Annotated in this window: 1 protein-coding gene and 1 pseudogene; one reads left to right on the top strand and one right to left on the bottom strand. The window is 53.6% G+C overall.

Annotated elements, in window-relative coordinates; all coding sequences use genetic code 11:
- Positions 1-103: pseudogene (locus ACVBEF_RS21245) on the bottom strand (LysR family transcriptional regulator ArgP); the annotation flags it as partial.
- Between the two features lie 100 nt (positions 104-203).
- Here ACVBEF_RS21245 and ACVBEF_RS21240 point away from each other — a divergent pair.
- Entirely contained in the window at positions 204-812 is a 609-nt protein-coding gene (locus ACVBEF_RS21240; protein ID WP_447125879.1) for a LysE/ArgO family amino acid transporter, read from the top strand.
- Positions 813-948 lie beyond the last annotated feature (136 nt).

The raw sequence follows: 948 nt of genomic DNA, 5'->3' as shown, positions 1-948 counted from the left end.
CGGCCGACTGACTAATGTGCAGCGACAACGCCGCCTTCTCAAAACTGCCAGCTGCCACCACCGCGTTGAGCGCCGCCAGACCGCGATAATCGATATTTTTCATGCCATCCTCAATATAAGAATTTCTTATTAATCAGTAGATACATTCATTGTACTTATATATTGCGGCGCAGTAAGCTCACCCATTAAGTTAAGGAGAATCTATGGAAAGCGCAGCATTTATCAGAGGACTGGGACTAGGCGGCGGCTTGATCATCGCTATCGGCGCACAAAATGCGTTTGTTTTACGGCAAGGCTTGCAACGTCAGTATGTACTTACGTCAGCCCTTATCTGCGGCCTATGCGACGCCATGCTAATCGCGCTTGGGGTCGCCGGCGTTGGCACGCTGATTGCTGCCAATCCGACGTTATTCACCTTCGCCAAATGGGGAGGCGCAGCATTTTTGTTCTGGTACGGCGTCCGCTCAGCCCTGGCTGCGTGGAGGCCGAGCGGATTGGTCACTGCCAGCAAATCGACCACCCCCCCACGCCATGCAGCAGTGATTGCCAGTGCACTGGCGTTTAGCTTGCTCAATCCGCACGCTTATCTCGATACCGTGGTCTTAATTGGATCAGTCGGCGGCCAAGAGATCGGCGCGGGACGTATTCTGTTTGCCGCTGGCGCGATGCTGGCATCGTTTTTGTGGTTTTTGGGGCTGGGATTCGGTGCACGTTTTGCTGCACCGGTATTTGCCCAACCGCTGGCGTGGCGCGTACTTGACGGCATCATTGCGCTGGTGATGTGGGCGATTGCTGCTTCGTTGTTATTGTGACGCTATAAGCTTTTGTACCGCAGCAAGCCCGTGCGTTCTGCACACCAACCACCTCAACCATCTTCCTGATGTAAATGAATGCAAGATCGATTCGTGCTTGTCCGTGGTACTCGGCATAGAACTACTGAGTCGGAGA

This window comes from Glaciimonas sp. GG7, from assembly GCF_052976905.1.
Note: the sequence above shows the minus strand (reverse complement) of the source record. Positions and strands in the feature narration are given on the sequence as shown.